The organism is Paenibacillus rhizolycopersici (assembly GCF_014947195.2).
Taxonomy (GTDB): Bacteria; Bacillota; Bacilli; order Paenibacillales; family Paenibacillaceae; genus Fontibacillus; species Fontibacillus rhizolycopersici.
The window spans coordinates 224,761-242,882 of the sequence record NZ_JADCNN020000004.1; the positions used below are offsets into that span (position 1 = coordinate 224,761).

18 protein-coding genes and 1 tRNA gene are annotated in these 18,122 nt (G+C 53.6%); 6 read left to right on the plus strand and 13 right to left on the minus strand.

Annotated elements, in window-relative coordinates; all coding sequences use genetic code 11:
• Positions 1 to 11 precede the first annotated feature (11 nt).
• Positions 12 to 1,454 carry an aminotransferase-like domain-containing protein gene (locus tag IM700_RS06450; protein ID WP_193415045.1) on the plus strand — a complete coding sequence of 481 codons (1,443 nt, stop codon included), beginning with the start codon at positions 12 to 14 and terminating at the stop codon, positions 1,452 to 1,454.
• 112 nt (positions 1,455 to 1,566) lie between these two features.
• On the opposite strand, the gene IM700_RS06455 is transcribed toward IM700_RS06450, so the two are convergent.
• A complete protein-coding gene (locus IM700_RS06455) occupies positions 1,567 to 1,794 on the minus strand; it encodes a YqzE family protein (RefSeq protein WP_155605102.1) in 228 nt (75 codons plus the stop codon).
• 169 nt (positions 1,795 to 1,963) lie between these two features.
• On the opposite strand from IM700_RS06455, the gene IM700_RS06460 reads away from it, so the two are divergent.
• Entirely contained in the window at positions 1,964 to 2,665 is a 702-nt protein-coding gene (locus IM700_RS06460) for an N-acetylmuramoyl-L-alanine amidase family protein (protein ID WP_193415044.1), read from the plus strand.
• Here the strand turns inward: IM700_RS06460 and IM700_RS06465 are convergent.
• The 4 genes from IM700_RS06465 to IM700_RS06480 all read right to left on the minus strand — a co-directional run bounded on the left by IM700_RS06465 (position 2,652) and on the right by IM700_RS06480 (position 6,482).
• On the minus strand, positions 2,652 to 3,530 hold the full coding sequence (locus IM700_RS06465; RefSeq protein ID WP_418888769.1) for a divergent polysaccharide deacetylase family protein: 879 nt from the start codon (positions 3,528 to 3,530) through the stop codon (positions 2,652 to 2,654). The genes IM700_RS06460 and IM700_RS06465 overlap by 14 nt on opposite strands.
• 20 nt (positions 3,531 to 3,550) lie before the next feature.
• The gene (locus IM700_RS06470) at positions 3,551 to 4,096 is read right to left on the minus strand and encodes a putative ABC transporter permease (RefSeq protein WP_193415043.1); all 546 of its coding nucleotides are present in this window, start codon (positions 4,094 to 4,096) and stop codon (positions 3,551 to 3,553) included.
• Between the two features lie 440 nt (positions 4,097 to 4,536).
• The gene (locus tag IM700_RS06475; protein WP_193415042.1) at positions 4,537 to 5,514 is read right to left on the minus strand and encodes an aldo/keto reductase; all 978 of its coding nucleotides are present in this window, start codon (positions 5,512 to 5,514) and stop codon (positions 4,537 to 4,539) included.
• Between the two features lie 74 nt (positions 5,515 to 5,588).
• Positions 5,589 to 6,482 carry a LysR family transcriptional regulator gene (locus tag IM700_RS06480; RefSeq protein ID WP_193415041.1) on the minus strand — a complete coding sequence of 298 codons (894 nt, stop codon included), beginning with the start codon at positions 6,480 to 6,482 and terminating at the stop codon, positions 5,589 to 5,591.
• 144 nt (positions 6,483 to 6,626) lie between these two features.
• Here IM700_RS06480 and IM700_RS06485 point away from each other — a divergent pair, with 144 nt between their 5' ends.
• Positions 6,627 to 7,265 carry an HD domain-containing protein gene (locus IM700_RS06485; protein WP_193415040.1) on the plus strand — a complete coding sequence of 213 codons (639 nt, stop codon included), beginning with the start codon at positions 6,627 to 6,629 and terminating at the stop codon, positions 7,263 to 7,265.
• Here IM700_RS06485 and IM700_RS06490 read toward each other — a convergent pair.
• Complete coding sequence (locus IM700_RS06490; protein ID WP_193415039.1) at positions 7,177 to 7,707, minus strand: substrate-binding domain-containing protein; 531 nt, start codon at positions 7,705 to 7,707, stop codon at positions 7,177 to 7,179. The two genes, IM700_RS06485 and IM700_RS06490, sit on opposite strands and share 89 nt — an antisense overlap.
• 299 nt (positions 7,708 to 8,006) lie before the next feature.
• Here IM700_RS06490 and IM700_RS06495 point away from each other — a divergent pair, with 299 nt between their 5' ends.
• Entirely contained in the window at positions 8,007 to 8,909 is a 903-nt protein-coding gene (locus IM700_RS06495) for a D-isomer specific 2-hydroxyacid dehydrogenase family protein (RefSeq protein ID WP_193415038.1), read from the plus strand.
• A 58-nt stretch (positions 8,910 to 8,967) separates the two neighbouring features.
• On the opposite strand, the gene IM700_RS06500 is transcribed toward IM700_RS06495, so the two are convergent.
• Positions 8,968 to 9,052, minus strand: a tRNA-Leu gene (locus IM700_RS06500).
• 155 nt (positions 9,053 to 9,207) lie between these two features.
• Here IM700_RS06500 and IM700_RS06505 point away from each other — a divergent pair.
• A complete protein-coding gene (locus IM700_RS06505) occupies positions 9,208 to 10,398 on the plus strand; it encodes an ROK family protein (protein WP_193415037.1) in 1,191 nt (396 codons plus the stop codon).
• Between the two features lie 444 nt (positions 10,399 to 10,842).
• Here IM700_RS06505 and IM700_RS06510 read toward each other — a convergent pair whose 3' ends face one another.
• On the minus strand, positions 10,843 to 11,703 hold the full coding sequence (locus IM700_RS06510; RefSeq protein WP_193415036.1) for a helix-turn-helix transcriptional regulator: 861 nt from the start codon (positions 11,701 to 11,703) through the stop codon (positions 10,843 to 10,845).
• Positions 11,704 to 11,857: 154 nt separating this feature from the next.
• On the opposite strand from IM700_RS06510, the gene melA reads away from it, so the two are divergent.
• Positions 11,858 to 13,156 carry an alpha-glucosidase/alpha-galactosidase gene (melA, locus tag IM700_RS06515; RefSeq protein WP_193415035.1) on the plus strand — a complete coding sequence of 433 codons (1,299 nt, stop codon included), beginning with the start codon at positions 11,858 to 11,860 and terminating at the stop codon, positions 13,154 to 13,156.
• Between the two features lie 14 nt (positions 13,157 to 13,170).
• On the opposite strand, the gene IM700_RS06520 is transcribed toward melA, so the two are convergent.
• The 5 genes from IM700_RS06520 to IM700_RS23480 all read right to left on the minus strand — a co-directional run bounded on the left by IM700_RS06520 (position 13,171) and on the right by IM700_RS23480 (position 18,120).
• Positions 13,171 to 13,995 (minus strand): carbohydrate ABC transporter permease, encoded by an 825-nt coding sequence (locus IM700_RS06520; RefSeq protein ID WP_193415371.1) that lies wholly within the window; start codon positions 13,993 to 13,995, stop codon positions 13,171 to 13,173.
• Positions 13,988 to 14,878, minus strand: coding sequence for a carbohydrate ABC transporter permease (locus IM700_RS06525; protein WP_193415370.1), 891 nt, complete (start codon positions 14,876 to 14,878; stop codon positions 13,988 to 13,990). The genes IM700_RS06520 and IM700_RS06525 overlap by 8 nt, the downstream gene beginning before the upstream one ends.
• Positions 14,878 to 16,230 carry an ABC transporter substrate-binding protein gene (locus IM700_RS06530; RefSeq protein WP_155605094.1) on the minus strand — a complete coding sequence of 451 codons (1,353 nt, stop codon included), beginning with the start codon at positions 16,228 to 16,230 and terminating at the stop codon, positions 14,878 to 14,880. Before IM700_RS06530 ends, IM700_RS06525 begins: the two co-directional genes overlap by 1 nt.
• Before the next feature lie 191 nt (positions 16,231 to 16,421).
• Positions 16,422 to 17,456: a sensor histidine kinase gene (locus IM700_RS23475; RefSeq protein WP_418888766.1), complete on the minus strand. Its 1,035-nt coding sequence runs from the start codon at positions 17,454 to 17,456 to the stop codon at positions 16,422 to 16,424.
• Positions 17,392 to 18,120, minus strand: coding sequence for a hypothetical protein (locus tag IM700_RS23480; RefSeq protein WP_418888767.1), 729 nt, complete (start codon positions 18,118 to 18,120; stop codon positions 17,392 to 17,394). Before IM700_RS23480 ends, IM700_RS23475 begins: the two co-directional genes overlap by 65 nt.
• Positions 18,121 to 18,122 lie beyond the last annotated feature (2 nt).

Genomic DNA, 18,122 nt, shown 5'->3' on the forward strand with positions numbered 1-18,122 from the left:
CGATGTACCCGATGTCGAAAAGGGCAGAGCCCGGGAAGATCCTCTATACGCAAGCTTATGATTATATCTTGGACCGGATTCGCCGGGGGGACTGGAAGGCGCACGACAAGCTGCCTTCCGTGCGTGCGTTGGCCGGGGAACTGCAGCTCCATCGGTTAACCGTATTCCGAGCATACAGGTTGCTGAAGGAGCATGGGATCGTTTACGTGAAGGAAAAATCCGGTTATTACGTTTCCGAAGGCACACCCTATGAAGAACCCGCTGGAGCAGGCGGATATGCGTCTGCTGCCGCACCCCGACACGAGGCCGGACGTCTGCAAAATGCCCTGAGCGAGGTCCACCGCATCCCGGCCGACTATTCGTTCTCCCAGGCGCTCATCGATCCGAACCTGCTGCCGAACCTGTTCCTTTCAGACCACGTGAAGCAGGTATTCGACCGCTATCCCAAGCTGCTTGGCACTTACTCCTCTGTCCAAGGAGACGAGGAGCTGCGGGAGCTCCTCAGTGCAGATTTGCAGCGGAAAAATAAGCTTCAGGTCTCCCCCGACGAACTGCTGATCACGACCGGCGGCCAGCAAGCGATCGACCTGCTGGCTGGCGTTTATCTTCGTCCCATGGACCATGTCCTGGTGGAACGCCCAACCTACAGCTCGGCGCTTGACTGCTTCCGTCAGCGGGGCGCTCGTCTCTTACCCGTGGAGATTCGCAGGGACGGGTATGACCTGGACGTTGTCGAAGCTTACCTGAAACGCCATAAACCCCGGATGTTTTATATGAACCCGACCTTTCACAATCCGACGGGATACACGGTGCCGGCCGTCCAACGCAAGCAACTGGTTGAACTGGCGGAGCGCTACGGCTGCCTGATCGTCGAGGACGACGCAGTTCATGACGTCTACTTTGTCCAGCCGCCGCCCCCTCCGCTCTATGCTTACGATACGGAAGGCTGGGTCGTATACCTGCGCAGCTTCAGCAAGTATTTGGCTCCCGGGCTGCGTATTTGCGCCGTTGCCGCCCGAACGGCCGCGATGGCCCCGCTGTTGACCGCCAAATCACTCGCCGACAACGGGACGCCGCTCGTCAACCAGAAGCTGTTCCAGCACTGCTTCGAATCGGTACGGCTGCAGCTGCACCTGGAGAAGCTTCGTACGGCGCTACAAATTCGCCGGGACGTGATGGAGCAAGCGCTCGCTTCAGGTACAGGCTGGCAGTGGTTCCGTCCGCAAGGCGGCTTGAATCTGTGGGTCCACCTCCCTGACGGGCTAAACGCCAACCGGCTCCTGACCGAAAGCATCCGCCGTGGGTTAACGTTCGTCCCCGGAACGATCTGCGATCCCATGGGTGAAATGAACGACCAAATCCGGCTCAGCTATTCGTTCATGAATGAAGCGCGGATTCAAGAAGGCGTTCACCTGCTGGTCCGCTTGGCCGAGGAGCTAGTGCAAAGCGAATGAAGCACGCGATGAATGATGGGAACGAATTCGATACCCGGGCAAACCTAAAAAAACAGCCGCCTTCTCCCTTGCGGGACGGAAGACGGCTGATTTCGCTTGAGGCTCGGCCAAGTCACACTCCGCGGGAACGGGAGGGATGCTCTTTCCCCCGGGATTCCTTCTTCTTCGGTTTGGGAATCTGCCCGGCCCACAGGGAGATGGAGAACGGGATCATCCCGAACCACCGCCGGCTCCACGGTTCCTTGACCTTCGAGCGTTCACGGCGGACTTCCCGCGGTGTTTCCACGTAATCCACCACCCGCTCCGTGATGTATTTGACTAACTCGTCGCCTTTCGCCATTTGGAGTTAACTCCTTTCCAGCTTAGTCGTTCTTCGTTAGCTCTAGTTTGTGCCGAATCGCACCGCCTTAAACCCGTAGAACCCCTATGGCACCGGTAAATCGCCAATGCATGATTTCCCTTCCGCAGGCTCACTCTATAGAGGTAGAAAAGCCCGAAAGGTGAGACACATGGGAAAGATTACACGATGCCTGCTAGCCATAATGAGTTCGATCCCCATAGCATTCGGTTGGGGGATCGCCCCGGCAGCGGCTGACGAAGGTAAGGATCTTCGACATGCCTTCCCCGAACCGGTGATTCTGATCGATGCCGGTCACGGAGGGATTGACGGGGGAACGTCTTACGAACAGATTCTCGAGAAGGATATCAATCTCGAAATTGGGCGGCGGCTTTATGTCGTCCTGAGAAGCCACGGCTACCGCGCAATACTCAACCGGACGGAGGATTATGCCCTAAGCGACGATAATCGCTGGCTTCACAGCCGCTCACGGCACCTGCGGGACCTGGCCCAGCGTAAGGAACTTAGCGAGCAGTTGCCCGCTTCGATCGTCGTCAGCCTGCATGTCAACTGGGGACGGAATAAATCGAAACGCGGTCCGCTTGTACTCCATCAGAACGAAGGACGAAGCGTGGTACTAGCAGACTCGATCCAACGGTCACTGGAAAGGTTCTATCAGTTGGAAGCAGCTCGAGTTCCGGAACACGGGAAGCCGTTTTATTTGCTAAACCATATCGATTGCCCCGCCGTCATTGTGGAGACGGGATTTCTCAGCAATGCCGAAGACCGCGCCATTCTCACGAAAGGGCGCGGTCAGCAGAGGATTGCCGAAGCGTTGTATCGAGGCATCTCCGAATATTTTACGGTAATGTAAACCCCGGTCCCGGCTTCACGCCGGGACTGATTTGTTCCCGCGCCAATTCGTTGATCCCGATGAAATGGATGCCTTCTGCTTGCAGCATCGGGATATTCTTTCTCAATGCAGCCGCCGTTTTCTTGCCTTGCACACCCACATGTCCAATGGTTACACAGCTGCCTCGGTTCTCCTTCTTCAACAAGGCAAGGACTTGCCGCAGTTGACCCGAGACGTGCTCCACGCTGCCCACATCGTCCAGGAAAATGTCATTTTCAAGCCGTGGCAGTCCCTTCTCTTCGCTTAAGCGAGGAATGACCGACCAATAATTGGTTTTGCTATCAACGAAGAATAAACCGCGTTTTCGGCATACCTCCAAGATCACCGACATCACGCGCTCATCTCCGGTTACTTTCGAGCCCATATGGTTGTTCATGCCCACGGCATAAGGCACTTGTTCAATCGCGGCTTCCACCCGCCGACGGATCTCCTCGTCCGTCATGTTGGAGAGGATGGCCCCGGGTCCCAGCCACTCCGGTCTTCCTTGCTTCGGCTCCATCGGCAAATGGACGATCACATCGTGCCCGTGCTCGTGCGCCCGTTGCGCATCCTCTTGAGTGGTTTCCAAGAAAGGCATGACTGCAACGGTCAATTTCACGGGCAAGTCCAACATTTCGTCCGTCCCGTCCATCCGATTGCCAAAATCATCGATAATCACTGCAAGTTTGCGGGGAGACGCGGGTTGTTTGCTATCCAGTGCCGGATCTGTCTTCTCTCCTCCAGCGCCGACCGGCGCAGCTCGTCCGCTTCCGGGTGTCATCAACAACAGCGCGATCAAACAACTGACAGTCAGTACCGGGAACCATCGAACCGGGTTGCGGAAAATCGTCAAATTCGCTTCCTCCTTTACTCATCCCCACTTGGATTTATAATCAAGCTTCCCCGAAATTCCCGTCGCCGCGTCAGGCAAGTCCACACCAGATCGGCCGCAAGCAACAGCAATAGTAGCGGGCCAGCCACGGACCACACCAAGGAAATGCTTTGATACGCTTGTTCCACCAGCGGGTGCACCACCTTGAGCATCAACGCCGACAGAAGTCCCCAGTACAGTGAAAATCGCAGGCAGACATGGCCGCCAAGCTGAAACCGTAGCCCAGAATAATCCCACCATCTTCGCCCAAACATCGTGAACAGCAAATATCCGCTGATCCCTTCAACGACGGTTGGAATGATGAGACATAATAGACCCGCTAGCAGCGGACGTACTCCTTCTCCCTCCTGCAAAAATATCAATAGAAGCAGCGGGGTTACGCCGTACATCGGCTTAAGCGGGCCCTTCAAGAAGCCCTCCTTCCTGAACACTCCCTGCGTGAACAGGCTGTATACATTTTCGAGCAGCCAGCCAAAGAGCGAATACAGCAGAAAATAAAAACCGAGTTCTCCCGCCGTCATATGAACACCATCCTCCTTTCTGCTAGTATGCTGTCCCTGTCCGGAAACATGCGCAAACGGTCCGCTGCGCACCAGAGCTCACAAATAAAGGTAAAAAATACCCTTATATCTGCGAAAAAGCCCTTTTGAACAAAATAACGGTATTTGATGGCCTTATTTTTCCGCAGGAGCCCCAAATGGGGCGGTTTTGTCCCTATCGAACCGAAATAAGGCCATTTTTTACCGCTATTTGTTCAAAAAGAGCCATATCACCGAAAATAAGGTGATTTTTTACCGTTATCTCTTCCGAGGCCGGCGAAGTCCATGCCTTACCCATCGGGCGTAGCAGGGCTACCGTGTCCGCCCCATACCAAAAACCAGCCCCCACTACCAAGCAGTGAGGGCTGGTTTTACTTGTGTTATGCCGTTGTCTGTCTTCGCCATCCATGGGCCAAAACTCGTTACATTCCCAGCACCGGATGGGGGACATACGGTTCTTCCAGTCGAGCAATTTCGTCCGGGGTTAACCGAAGCGACACCGCGGCAACCGCGTCCTCGAGATGATGCGGTTTGGTCGCTCCCACTATCGGCGCGGTGACCGGGGATTTCTGCAGCACCCAGGCCAAGGCGACTTGCGCGCGCGGCACCCCGCGCTGAGCCGCGACCTCAGCCACGCGCTCGACCACCTTGCGGTCAGCTCCCTCCGTGGCCGCATACAGACGTTGGCCGAACAGGTCGCTTTGCGAACGCTCACTTTGTTCATCCCAATCGCGTGTCAACCGGCCTCGAGCCAGCGGGCTCCACGGAATGACACCGATGTTTTCCGCTTCGCACAACGGCAGCATCTCACGTTCTTCCTCGCGATACAACAGGTTCAGGTAATTTTGCATAGAAACAAATCGGGTCCATCCGTGCCGCTCAGCTGTATGCAGTGCTTTAAGAAATTGCCAGGCATACATCGAGGAAGCCCCAATATAACGGGCTTTGCCTGATTTGACGACATCATGGAGCGCCTCCATCGTTTCTTCGATCGGCGTCGTGGGATCCCAGCGGTGAATCTGATACAGATCAACGTAGTCCGTCCCCAAACGTTTCAGGCTATGGTCGATTTCCGCCAGGATCGCTTTGCGCGACAAACCTCCCCCGTTCGGACCGGGACGCATTCGCCCATGGACCTTGGTGGCAATCACGATCTCGTCGCGGTTGGCGAACGTTTTAAGTGCTCGCCCGACGATTTCTTCGCTGGTCCCATCGGAGTACACGTTGGCCGTATCGAAGAAATTAATGCCAAGCTCAAGTGCCTTGCGGATAAACGGACGGCTTTCTTCCTCGTTCAGCGACCAAGGATGCGCCCCGCGGTTCGGTTCGCCGTAGCTCATGCAACCTAGGCAGATGCGCGATACCTCAAGGCCGGTTCGTCCCAGCTTCACATATTCCATGCTTCATTCCCCTTCCGCTCGCAATTTGAATATCTTTATCTACTCTCTTATTATAACGCAACCGGCGCCTGCGCCTAAATTTCCTTCAAAGTACGAACGCGTTCTTGAATCAGCGCTATGAATTCCCGTGCTGCCGCGCCAAGATATTTATCCTTCAGGTGAACGATCCCTACCTCCCGGGTCAGGCAGGGATTTCGCAACGGGAGTTGGCACAAATCCCGCAAATCGTACATATCCAGCAGCGTCTTGGACAGGATGGTTACGCCTGCGCCGGAGCGGATGAGTCGCAGCAAGGAGTCGATAGTGGTCGTTTCGATTTGGGGTTGCAGCGTAAACCCTTTGACTGCGCAAGTCGCATCGACCAATTGGCGGCAGCGATGCGTCGGAGGAAACATAACCACCGCCTCTTCCACGATACGTTCGAAATCGATGGAGGTTTGCCCGGCCAGAGGATGCGCAGCTGGTGCGACGAAATAGAAATCCTCCTTGTACAGGGGGATGGCAGCGAATCGTTCGTCCTCCTCCTGCGGCAGGATCGTCACCGCAAAATCGGCCTCCTCCGACACCAGGTACTCGATTACGTCTTCGACCCCAAGCAATTTGAGCTGCAAGCGGGGATGCCGGGGGTAGAATTCCCCAAGAAGCCCGGATACGAGTTCGTTTAATTCCCCGATCAGCGCGGCCACCGCCAACTCGCCGCGTTCCAGATGATGCAGCTCGGAAATTTCCTCGCGAACCCCCGCCAATGAGTTAAAAATAGCGGCGCTATATTTATGCAAAATATGACCCGCCGGCGTCATCGTAATTTTTTTGCCGATCCGATTGAACAACGGGACGCTTAACTCGTCCTCCAGTAGCTTGATTTGATAACTGAGGGTCGGCTGCGAGATGTTCAAGCGTTCGGCCGCTTTCGTAAAATGTAGCTCCTGGCAGACCGCTTTGAAGCATTCCAGTTGTCTTAGTTCCATATGAACTTCATCCTCCCCGGTTTACGGATAATGATTTAATATATCTATCATTATGATCGAAACAATCGTATTGATCAATGATAATTTTGAACGATACAATGAGCCTGAAAACGAATTGAATTGAAAATTTAGGAGGAACCCATGATGCCGAATTCGATTGCCGAAATCAAAATCCCCGACAGCAAGCTTGCTTTTGAAGCCGCCGAATTGCTGCGCGAATACGGAGACGAGCTGCTGTGGAACCACTCGAACCGCGTATTTTTATTCGCCGCCCTACAGGGGAACCAAGCGAACGTGAACTATGACGCCGAATTGCTTTACATCAGCGCCCTGTTCCACGATTTGGGCCTCACCCCGCATTACAGCAGTCCGGACAAACGATTTGAAGTGGACGGCGCCAATGCAGCCCGCGAATTTCTGAGAAGCCGCGGCGTCCCGCAGGAATCCATCCGGTTAGTGTGGGATGCGATCGCTCTGCATACCACCATCGGCGTCGCCGAATACAAAGAACCCGAAGTCGCCTTGCTCTACTCCGGGGTCGGTTATGACGTGATGGGCGAGAATTTCGAACGGATTTCGGAAGAGGTCCGCCAAGAGATCGTAGCCGCCTTTCCTCGCAACGATTTCAAGAACCGCATCATCCCTGCGTTTTTTGAAGGCTTTAAGCACAAAACGGATACCACGTTCGGGAATATTAAGGCCGATGTGTGCGCCGCCATGATCCCCGGCTTCCAACGGAAGAACTTTTGCGACTGCATCCATCACTCCCCTTGGAAGGAATGAACCTCGATCCGTGCGGCCTATACCGTCGAACATTCGATGAAATGAGGGGAACCTCCAGATCGGGCGGCGGAATCTCGAACGACGTCAGATTTTGCATCTTGGCGATGGATTGGTTATCGAATCCGACGAGGGCCAGCTCGTCCGGCCCCCGAAAACCTCGCTCCGTACAATAAGCCAGAATGCCTGCGGCGACCTGATCACTGGTCACCAGCAACGCGGTCGGCGGATCCTCCATCCGCCTGATCCGCTCCATGATCCATTCTCCGTCTTCCAGCAGGGCACAGTCATAAAAGGCGTAATCCGGGCGATGTGCCTGATGTTTGTCGGCAAGGAAATCCCGATAGGCAGCGGTTCGCCTCAGGCTGTTCGGACTGGATTTTCGAGCCAGGCAATACCGATCTTCCGATCGAAAAAAATGGACGACACGTTCTGGCCCCGCCATCCTCCAACACCGTAATCGGCCCATACTTCGCATATTCCTCGACAATTTTCAGTCGCATGCACGGTATCCGATGATCAGCCCGTCGATCTGCTTCAGCTTCAACATCATCAACGCATCCAACTCCCGTTCGAAGGGTTGCCGTTTAGCCGGTATCCTCTTATCGGCCGCGGGTAGGTAGGATCCCTAAGCTCTTGATCCGGGCTCTCCGTGGTATAGTAGAACAAGAATAAGGTCTAAGAATAACACCGGACATGCTAGTCGTGACGGGGATGTCTGATCAAGGGGGTTTTCTTGAAATCATGTTTAACCAAATCGTATGCGTAGATAACGTCGGGCTCGAAGCTTGGGCCTTGGAAGAATTACAGAAGTACTCGATGCAACCGATCGCCCAGTTTGAACAAGATCCGCAAAGTAGAGCCGAGTTAATAGAAAGAATCCAAGATGCGGACTGTGTACTTGTATCTTGGAGAACGAAAATTGATAGCGAAGTGATAGCAAGCCACCCCGCGCTCCGATATATCGGCATGTGCTGCAGCCTGTATGACGAGCGATCGGCCAACGTCGATATCGCCGCGGCGAGGGCGCATGGCATCGAGGTAAGGGGAGTTCGTGATTATGGCGATGAAGGGGTTGCCGAATTCGTCATGAGCGAGCTCATCCGCTTGCTCAAAGGTCTGGGCCCGCACCAATGGCTAAGCGAACCGGTCGAGCTGCAGCAGCGCAAGCTGGGCATCATCGGGATGGGGGCGACGGGCAAGATTTTGGCGCATCGGGCTTCCGCTTTCGGCATGCAAGTCCGTTATTTCAGCCGGAACCGCAAACCGGATTGCGAACAAGCCGGGTTTGAATATGCTCCGCTTCGCGAGTTGCTGCATACCTCGGAGATGATCTCCATGCACTTGCCCAGAAACACCCATCTCCTCGGACCTGAGGATTTCGCCGCTTTGGGCCACGGCAAAATTCTGGTGAACACCTCCCTCGGAGCGCCATTTGATGCCGCTGCCTTTCGGAAGTGGATCCAAGCAAGCGGAAATTATGCGATCTTTGACGCTGACGGTGCAGGGGAGTTCAAAACTGAGCTTCACCGCTATCCCCAAATCATCCATACTCCCAAAGTGTCAGGTTTTACCCGGGAAGCCAGAGGAAGATTATCTCGCAAGGTATTGGATAATTTAACGAGTTATATGGGCACGAGTAAATGAAAAAAACAGCCTCGCAACCGCTCCGAAGAGCAAGTTGCGAGGCTGTTCTACTTAAGGATGCGGTCGAGAGGACTCGAACCTCCACGGGGGGTTAGCCCACACGGACCTGAACCGTGCGCGTCTGCCAATTCCGCCACGACCGCGTTTCTCGGTTGATGCATTGTTTTGCAGCAACGAAATATATAATATCATTTATTTTTCGAAGAGTCAATAAATGAATCTCTGGAAATCCCCCCTCCTTCCCGTTATACTTAAAAGATATCCCGACGAATTAACTTGGAAATGGAGAGCCTTATCGATGTTGACTCATTCCAATCCTTTGATTAAGAAGCAAATCTATGATCGAATCTCGTTCCTCGGCACCGTCTCCAAAGCCGACCTGATGAGCGAGTTTCCGCTTACTAGCAGCAGCATGACACGTTTACTGGAGGAGATGACCTCCCGGGGGCTAATCGTCATCTCCGGGCTGGGGAGCTCGACCGGCGGCCGAAAGCCGATCCTGTTCCAGACGAATCCGAAGCACAGATTTGTGTTTGGGCTCGAAATCTCCCGGATCTACTCCGTACTTGGTCTATATGATCTGCATTTAAACCCTTTGTCACAGGCCCGCTGGAAAATGGACGATCGCATGACACCCGATGTTCTGGCGGACTCTGTTGCCAATACCGCGAAGGCGTTTCTTACGGAGCACGGAATCACTTCCGCCGACATTCTGGGAATCGGCATCGGTGCGGTTGGCCCGCTGGATCATCGCAACGGAATCATCCTCGAACCCGAGTGGTTTCCCGCCCCCTCCTGGAGACACGTTCCAATCTGCACTATGCTCGAGGAGCGGTTAGGGATTCCCGCCATGCTCGATAACGGGGCCAACACCGCGCTCATCGGTGAGCACTGGGCGCTACGATCCGAAACCATTCGGCACGCCTTATACGTGCATGCCGGCGTAAACATCCGCTCGGCCGCCATGTCCGAGGGCCGTATTCTTCGAGGAGCCGCCGATACCGAAGGGGCAATCGGGCAAATGATCATTCAGATGGACGGACCAAAGCTCCGTAATAAAGGCAACTCCGGAGCGTTGGAGGCTTTCGTTTCGGTTCCCGCACTTGAAGAGCGGGTTCGCGCAGAGCTCATAGCCGGGCGCATCAGTGTGTTGTCCGGCGAAGCCCCGGACCGTGTGAACTTCGCCGCCCTGGTCGACGCCTTGTCTCAGAACGATTCACTGGTAATGGAACAATTCACGAAAACGGCCGTCTGCCTCGGAACCGGACTAGCCAATCTGATCAATGCCTTACACCCTGAATATGTTGTTCTGGGCGGTCCGCTTGTCAGCGCACACCCGCTTGTTTTCGATATTGCAGTCGAAGTCGCGAAGAAAAATGCATACCATTATCCCGAATACAACCCGCTGTTCACCCAAGGTCAGCTGACCGATACTGCCGTAGCCACGGGGGCGGCGCTGATGGTGCTGCAGCATTGGCCAATCGATTAAGAAATAGATTGGCCCAATGGTGGTCCATTTGAAAAGTTCCATGATTGAAAGAATAATCGGCCAGGTATGAACCCACCTAGCCGATTATTTTCATTGTTGGCAGAGTTGCCCAACTTTCAGAAGATTTTGGGCATGGGAAAGCCCCCTGATTTCTGATTCATACGTGCGCTGTACTGTCACCGGCAAGAATGTTGCAGATAGTGCAACATTCTTGCCGATTCCTTCGTATACGCCCCAAAATCCTGCACGAAATGCAACATTCCGGCCCCGCAGGACAGTTTGGGGGTGGAATTGTTGCAGGAAATGCAACATTTCACCTTCACAGGCCCGTTTCCCCGCCCAAATCCTGCACGAAATGCAACATTTCCGTGATCGGATCCACTTACCTTCCGGACGAACCCTTTGCTTATGCACCGCCGGAAGTTGTTGAGACCCGACATGCTCTCATTCCTTCCCGATCCCGCTGCGGTATTCGCTCGGGGACATCCCGGTGGATTTCTTGAACTGCCGCGAGAAGTACAGCGCATCGTTAAAGCCAACGGAGGAAGCGATTTGATCGACGGTTAACGAGCCGGTAAGCAACTCCTTTGCTTTATCGATCCTCACCTTCGTCAAATACTGTTTGGGCGACAGTCCGGTCCGTGCCTTAAAGGCGTTAAACAAATGGGCCCGGTGGTAACCGAGATTTCGGGACAACTCCTCAATGCCGATCTGCTGCGGGTATTGCAGTTGAAACCAGCGAATTGCCTGATCCACCTGCCGGTCAATCATCGCCGGCTCTTTCACAGCGGTATGAGGGAGGATGTCCTGATTCGCCAGTCCGAAATGATGAAACAGAAGCGTCATCCAGCCCGCCGCCTCAAGGCCCTCCAAGTACGGGTGGTCAGACTGCCGGAACGAGGAGCGGAGACGAGCGTAAAGCTCCCGCAATTGCTCGGGATCCCCGAAGCTTACCACGGGTTTGTCCGGCGTAATGCCAACGTCCATGAATTGCCGATGGACGCTTGGACCTTTTAACGCAACCCAGGCGTAATGCCACGGATGCCGAGAATCCGCTTCATAAGTGAACAAGCCGTTCGGAAAAATGACGAAGGTGTCCCCCGGCCCGCAGGAATAAACGCGTCCGCCCCAGGTATACGTTCCTTTCCCCTCAAATACCGTGTGCAGCAAATAATGATCGTGCACGGACGGCCCGATGCGGTGATTCGGATGGGGGCGGCCTTGCCCGCTAAACAAGACGGTCACATCCCGTTCCCGGTCATCGGGGTTCATATGGACTTCAAACAAGTCATGTTCAGGAATCATCACGGCCCCCTAAAAAAGCGTATTGGTCTGCTCTCCCTAGCGTAAGGGATGGCAGACCAAAATACAACATTCCTCCATACTTCCCTTTCATTTCTCCATACCTTTTTTTCAGGCGGAGAGCTATATTGAGGAAGAAAAAGGGAGGCGATTTAACATGTCCAAAATTACATTTATCGGGGCCGGCAGCACCGTGTTCGCCAAGAATGTACTAGGCGATTGCATGCAAACCCCCGCCTTGCAAGGTTTCGAGCTCGCTTTATATGATATCGATCTCCAGCGGTTAAAAGATTCGGAGAATATGCTGAACAACTTGAAGCTCAGCAGCGGCAGTACCTGTATCGTGAAAGCCTACACCGACCGGAAGGAAGCGCTGAGAGGCGCGAAGTACGTCATCAACGCCATCCAGGTCGGCGGGTACGATCCGTGCACCATAACGGATTTCGAAATTCCGAAGAAATACGGGCTGCGCCAGACGATCGCCGATACGGTAGGGATTGGCGGGATTTTCCGCAATCTGCGGACGATTCCCGTGATGTTGGATTTTGCAGCCGATATCCGTGAAGTGTGCCCGGACGCCTTATTCCTAAATTACACGAACCCGATGGCTGTATTAACCAACGTGATGAATACGTATGGCCAAGTCCGTACCGTGGGTCTCTGCCACAGCGTGCAGGCTTGCATTCCCGGCTTGTTCGATAGCTTAGGGATGGACAAAACCGGAGTTCAAGCCAAAATCGCTGGCATTAACCATATGGCCTGGCTGCTGGAGGTGACCCGAGATGGAGTCGACCTCTACCCGGAAATTAAACGCCTCGCGGCCGAGAAGCAGCAGCAACCACATCATGATATGGTGCGCTTCGAAATGATGCTGAAATTCGGATATTACATCACGGAGTCGTCGGAGCATAATGCCGAATACCATCCTTATTTCATCAAGCGGAACTATCCTGAACTCATCGACCGTTTCCAAATTCCGCTGGACGAATACCCGCGCCGCTGCGTCGAGCAAATTTCCAACTGGGAGCGCATGCGGGAGGAGCTCGTTGGCAACCAGGAGCTCAAGCACGAACGCTCTCACGAGTATGCTTCGTATATCATGGAGGCCATCGAGACCGACGTTCCGTTCAAAATCGGCGGCAACGTGATGAATTCGGGACTGATTCCCAACCTCCCGGCGGAAGCCTGCGTGGAAGTCCCCTGCCTGGTGGATGCCAGCGGCGTAACTCCTACCTATGTTGGTAATCTGCCGCCGCAATGCGCCGCCTTAAACCGGACGAACATCAATACCCAGCTCTTGACGATTGAAGCGGCGATCACCGGTAAGAAAGAGCATATTTACCATGCAGCCATGCTTGACCCCCACACTTCGGCCGAGTTGTCTATCGACGACATGATCGCCATGTGCGATGACCTCATCGAAGCCCATGGGGATTGGCTGCCGACCTATCGCTAAACGGAAATCTTCTGCTATTTGACCGATCCGATCATCCCGGCTACGAAATGCTTCTGCATGACGAAGAAGACGATGGCCGTCGGGAGCGTCGAAATGACGATGGCCAGCATAATCAATCCGTAATCCGGAGAATAGCTGGAGCCCAGCGTTGAAATCAGCAACGGTACGGTCTGCTTCTGCGGCGTTTGCAGCACGATCAGCGGCCACATGTAATTGTTCCAGCTACTCATGAACGTGATAATCGCCGCCGCGGCATAGGTCGTTTTCATCGTAGGCACGTATACGCGGAAGAACATCTCCAGCTCGGATAAGCCGTCGATCCGGCCTGCTTCAAGCAGCTCTTTCGGGAACATCTTCGTGCTTTGCCGGAAGAAGAAGATCAGAAACGCCGTCGTCATGGTTGGGAGCACAACCGCGGCCAGCGTATCGATGCCAATCAAGGGAACCAGGTTGGTGATTCGACCGAACATGCGGTAAAGCGGCACCATCAAGGCTGCAAAGGGCAGCATCATCGATAACAATAGCACGTTAAATACGATGTCCTTCGCCTTGCTCCGGTAGATCTCGAAACCGTAACCGGCCAGCGAAGCGACCAGCATAGCAAGTAACGTCGTGGAGACGGAGACGGTCAGCGAATTTATGAGCGCATTCAAAATATCAACGGAATCCAGCAAGCTGCGCAGGTTCTCCATAAAGTGGGAGCCTGGCAGCAGCTTGCCCCGGGTCACGTCTACCGATGGATTCGTGGAGCTGACGATCATCCATAGAAACGGAAAGATCGAAACAAACGCCGCTATGGCGAGGAACAGGTACATAGACAGTCGTTTCACCCTATGCATCACGATCACCTGCCACTTTAAATTGTACAATGGACAAGATGACAATCATCACCACGATGGAATAAGACACCGTCGCCGCATACCCGAAATTCGCTGCGTACTTGAAGGACAAATTATAAATGTATTGCGAGATCGTCGAGCTCGCGTTACCCGGACCCCCCTGCGTGATGTTCATAACTTCGTCGAATAGCTGCAACGTGCCAATCGTCGAGGTGATCGAAGTAAACAAAATAATCGGTTTCAAGAGCGGAATCGTGATTTGGAAAAACTGTTTGCTCGCCGACGCTCCGTCAATTTTGGCTGCTTCGTAAACCGAAGGATCGATGTTCTGGATGGCCGAAAGGTAAAAGATCATGTTGTACCCCGTCCATCTCCAGGTAATCGCAATAATGATCGTAATTTTGGCCCAAAACGGATCGGTAATCCACGGAATCGGTTCCGACACAAGGTGCAATTGCAGCAGCAGCATATTGACCAGACCGTCGCCCGCAAACAGGTATTTAAAAATAACGGAATAAGCGACAAGCGAAGTGATGCAGGGCAGGAAGATCGCCGTGCGGAAAAATCCCTTCCATTTCAAATTCCGGTCATTTAACATCACGGACAAGATTAACGCCAGCAGTACCATGATCGGAACCTGTACGATCAGGTATATGAACGTATTCTTGACCGCCGTCAGAAACATCGAGTCCGTAAACAATCGCTGATAATTGCCCAGCCCGTTAAAGGTCAAGTTCGAGCCCGTACCGGTTTGCAGCGACAGAAGCAATGCCTGGATCATCGGATAGAAGTAAAACAGTGCGATCAGCACCACGGCTGCTGTCACAAACAACCAACCGACTGCGGAAGCCTTCCAGCGCAAAACAGAGCCAGTTGCTCTCATCATTGCAATTGAGATTCGGCTTGAGCCTGGGCGTCGCGGATGACGCTGTCCACGTCTTTGCCATTCAAGTAGTTCTGGATTTCAATGGCCAGAATGTCATCGATTGCGTAAGTGTGCAAGCCGTAATTGACCTTAGGCACCTCTTCGGTCCATTTGGCGAAATCGGCATAAATCTTCTGACCGCCGAAGAACTCGTCGGCTTTATCGTAAGCCGCTCCGCTGGATGCGGCCTTCAGCGAGCCGATCGCGCCGATTTTCTCCAGCAGTAGGGAATATAATTCGCTATCGGAGCCAAAGGTTTCCGCCAGGAAATTCGCAGCCGCGTCCTGACCGTCCATATTCATCACATACCAGGAGCTCCCCCCTAGATTCGAGGCGTTCACCGATGCTGCGCTATTCGCCAGCTTCGGCGTCGGCACGACCGCCCATTTACCGGATTGGGAAGCCTCCGCTTTAACAGACGGCGTAATCCAGTTGCCGGTTGGGACAGACGCAACATCTCCGTTGTTAAACGCCGCCAGGAATTGGCTCCAGTCCGAATTTAATTTCACGATATTGGCGTCGAACATCGCTTTATAGGTTTCGAGGGCTTCCTTGATCACCGGATTGTCCGCCAGATTTGGCGTTTTACCGTCTTCCTTCAAGTACCACGTTCCTGCCGACTGCGCCATCACGCGGATTAGCCCGATGTCATTGGGATCCTGAGTCAGCATGTCTTTGCCCGTAACTTCCTTGACTTTCTTGCCGATTTCGATGTACTTGTTCCAATCGATATTGGTTACATCCTCCACGGTATATCCCGCTTGCTCCAGGTAATCCGTCCGCACGTAAAGCGCCGTAGCCCCGGAATCGAACGGTACGCCGTATTGTTTGCCGTTATAGCTCGTCGGTCCGATTTTGTACTCTGCGAAATCCTCCGGTTTGATGAGATCGGACATGTCGCGAAACGAATCGGGATAAGCCTGCAAGAAATTTTGGGCCCGATAATCCTCGATCAGCACGATGTTTGGCAGCCCTTTAGTCGTTCCTGAGTTCAGCCCGGTGTTCAACTTCTGGACGATGTCGTCCTGCGCGTATTCTACGATGTTCACCTTGATGTCCGTGTGCTTCGCTTCATATCTTTCTTTGGCCAAATTTAATGCGGCGATATTAAAGTTCGGATCCCAGGCCCAAACGGTGATCTCCTGGGCGCCTTTCGAGCCGTCCCCGCCATTCCCTGCAGTCGACCCCGCAGTGTCCCCCGTACTCTCCGAGTTGCCGGAATTGCCAGCGTTTCCGGAACTCCCGGAACAAGCGGACACCACCAGCGTCAGCACTAGACTGACCATCAATAGCATCAAGCTTTTTCTCATTTCGGTTCATCCCCCTGTTATCGTGATGGGCAGCGCCTCATTAAGAAAGCGCTTCCTTTTATCGCTTTTAGGATAGCATTGCGGCGGAACGGCCCGTTAGGAATATCTTTGTGCGGTTTGGTGATTTTCTTGTCCATGTCGAGTTTACCGCAAGACGACACTGGTCTTTTTTTTGGAAAATGGGAAAATCTTTAGACCGCATCCCCGGTTACCTCCAAATCCTCAATCAGCGGAAGTACGATGCGAATTTGCGTCCCTTCTCCCTTCACGCTGGTGATCCGGACGCCGTAGGACTCCCCGTGCAGCAGCTTAATCCGGTGATTCACATTTTGAATGCCAATCCCCGTTAATAGCTGGCTGCGGTTCTTCGGATGATCGGGAACCCAGTCGTTCGGGTCAAATTCCATACCGTCCCCGTTATCCGCCACTTCGCAAACAAGGGAATGATCCGTTTTCGAAATCAGGATGTAAATCGTTCCTTCGGTTTTAACGTTAAAAGCATGAAAAAAGGCGTTTTCGATAAAGGGCTGCAGAATCAGCTTGGGCAGCTCGCACCGGATACAGTCTGGAGATACGAAATAGCTCACCTTGATCCGGTCGCCGTAACGGACTTGATTGATAAATACGTAGTTTCTCAGGTTCTCGAGCTCCTGCTCAACCGTGATTGTTTCGTTGGCATTGCTGATCGTATTTTGCAGCAGGGAAATCAACGCGTTAATCGTCTCGGCCGCGGTTTCCTTGCTGCCCTTCTGGACCAACAGCTTGATCGAGGCTAAGGTGTTGTACAGGAAATGCGGATTGATCTGCCGCTGCAGTGCGGCGAGCTCAGCGTTCCGCTGTTCCTTCTGCGTTTCTAGCAGCTTGTGAACGTAATCGTTTAGCTCGTCCAGCATGTAGTTAAACGCTTTGCTCAGCTCTTTGACTTCATAGCTGCCGCTGACCGAGATGTAGTTGCGGAAATCCTTCTTCGTGATGGTCGACATCAGCCGGACCAGACGTGTCAGCGACAGCGTTAACCGGCGGGAAATCACGAACACAAGGAGCAGCGCAGCTCCAATAATGACCAGGCAGATCAACGCGACTTGGCGAATGTTGATGATCTGCCCGGCGGTGTACTGCCGATCGATCAGGTTCACGAGATACAATCGATAGGGCGGCAGGTCATTCGCCAGAATGATCGCTTCTTTGCCAAATGCCGTCCCCTTCAAGTAATCCGGCCGGGTCAAGCACGAGCACATCGTTTCCGCTACTCGTAAAGTTGGCGAAGAACCGGCGAAATTCCGTTTCTCGAATCGCGATATACAGCATCCCATAACTGAGCCCGCCCGTACGATCCACCAACGCTTTGGAGGCGACGATAAATCGCTCCTTGCCTGCTTTACCGTCCCGCTCGTCATATTGATACAACACCCGTCGCGGCTCCGCAGCAGTATAACGGGTTAACGGATCGTCAGCAAGTTCCTGAGAAGACACCGGCCAGTAGTTCGAGTCGGTCGAGTAACTGCGCCCGTTCACACCGATGATGGTGACCGCCACATCGTAAGCCCCCAGATTGGACGCGATTTGCTCCATCTGCTCCGCCATGCGGTAATACACCTTCGACATCGCCACCGAATCCGTGTCCCCGCCGGTCAAATACGTCTTCACCGAGCCGCTTTGCGAGGCAAAGGTGACCGCGTTAACGACGGAATCGTTAAACGACTCCATCCCGGTATTGATCTGGTTCAGAACTTTCCCGTTGGTGATGCTGAACGTTTCGGCAAACAACCGCTCCGCCATGCGGATGGTGATTAGCGAGGTGAGAAGGCACACCGCGACGATGCTTACCGTCATGACGACAAAGAGCTTGGAGATGAGATGGCTGCTGCGAAACTTTTCGATTAAATTCATCC

Coding starts and splice junctions, on each gene's coding strand:
- IM700_RS06480 (WP_193415041.1), bottom strand. CDS start 6,482: ATGGAACTAAGACAACTGGAATGCTTCAAAGCGGTCTGCCAGGAGCTA.
- IM700_RS06455 (WP_155605102.1), bottom strand. CDS start 1,794: ATGGCGAAAGGCGACGAGTTAGTCAAATACATCACGGAGCGGGTGGTG.
- melA (WP_193415035.1), top strand. CDS start 11,858: ATGTCCAAAATTACATTTATCGGGGCCGGCAGCACCGTGTTCGCCAAG.
- IM700_RS06525 (WP_193415370.1), bottom strand. CDS start 14,878: ATGAGAGCAACTGGCTCTGTTTTGCGCTGGAAGGCTTCCGCAGTCGGT.
- IM700_RS06495 (WP_193415038.1), top strand. CDS start 8,007: ATGTTTAACCAAATCGTATGCGTAGATAACGTCGGGCTCGAAGCTTGG.
- IM700_RS06520 (WP_193415371.1), bottom strand. CDS start 13,995: ATGCATAGGGTGAAACGACTGTCTATGTACCTGTTCCTCGCCATAGCG.
- IM700_RS06490 (WP_193415039.1), bottom strand. CDS start 7,707: ATGGCGGGGCCAGAACGTGTCGTCCATTTTTTTCGATCGGAAGATCGG.
- IM700_RS06470 (WP_193415043.1), bottom strand. CDS start 4,096: ATGACGGCGGGAGAACTCGGTTTTTATTTTCTGCTGTATTCGCTCTTT.
- IM700_RS06460 (WP_193415044.1), top strand. CDS start 1,964: ATGGGAAAGATTACACGATGCCTGCTAGCCATAATGAGTTCGATCCCC.
- IM700_RS06485 (WP_193415040.1), top strand. CDS start 6,627: ATGCCGAATTCGATTGCCGAAATCAAAATCCCCGACAGCAAGCTTGCT.
- IM700_RS06510 (WP_193415036.1), bottom strand. CDS start 11,703: ATGATTCCTGAACATGACTTGTTTGAAGTCCATATGAACCCCGATGAC.
- IM700_RS06475 (WP_193415042.1), bottom strand. CDS start 5,514: ATGGAATATGTGAAGCTGGGACGAACCGGCCTTGAGGTATCGCGCATC.
- IM700_RS06505 (WP_193415037.1), top strand. CDS start 9,208: ATGTTGACTCATTCCAATCCTTTGATTAAGAAGCAAATCTATGATCGA.
- IM700_RS06450 (WP_193415045.1), top strand. CDS start 12: ATGTCGAAAAGGGCAGAGCCCGGGAAGATCCTCTATACGCAAGCTTAT.
- IM700_RS06530 (WP_155605094.1), bottom strand. CDS start 16,230: ATGAGAAAAAGCTTGATGCTATTGATGGTCAGTCTAGTGCTGACGCTG.
- IM700_RS23480 (WP_418888767.1), bottom strand. CDS start 18,120: ATGAATTTAATCGAAAAGTTTCGCAGCAGCCATCTCATCTCCAAGCTC.